Genomic DNA, 537 nt, shown 5'->3' on the forward strand with positions numbered 1-537 from the left:
CAACTAGTGTTCCGCGTCTGAAATCCGTTGTAGATATCGAGCGAGGGAGTCGAGGATCTCCTCGGCCGTTTTGCGCCAGACGAACGGCCGGGGGTTTTCGTTCCATCGATCAACCCAGTTACGGACGTCTTTCTCCAGTGCCGCAACACTTTTGTGGACCGAGCGTCGCAGAAGTTGCTGGGTGAGGAACCCGAACCAGCGCTCGACCTGGTTGAGCCACGATGCCCCCGTCGGGGTGAAATGCACATGGAACCGTGGATGCGCGGCGAGCCATTGCATGACCAGCGGGGTCTTGTGGGTGGCGTAGTTGTCGCAGACCACGTGCGCATCGAGTTCGGCGGGCACGGCCTTGTCGATGCTGGTCAGGAACTTGCGGAACTCGGTGGCTCGGTGGCGGCGGTGCAGTTCACCGATCACCGTGCCGTCGGCGATGTCGAACGCGGCGAACAATGTGGTCGTGCCGTGGCGGGCGTAGTCGTGGGTGCGGCGTTCGGGCATGCCGGGCATCATCGGCAGAACCGGCTGGGACCGGTCCAG

At 62.9% G+C, this 537-nt stretch carries 1 protein-coding gene; it reads right to left on the minus strand.

Translation table 11 applies throughout. The features are described 5' to 3' along the window. Positions 1-3: 3 nt before the first annotated feature. Positions 4-537 (minus strand): IS630 family transposase (locus tag ON30_RS27785; RefSeq protein ID WP_040711892.1); only part of this gene is annotated, 534 nt, incomplete at its 5' end.

This window comes from Nocardia takedensis NBRC 100417 (assembly GCF_000308695.1).
Classification (GTDB): domain Bacteria; phylum Actinomycetota; class Actinomycetes; order Mycobacteriales; family Mycobacteriaceae; genus Nocardia; species Nocardia takedensis.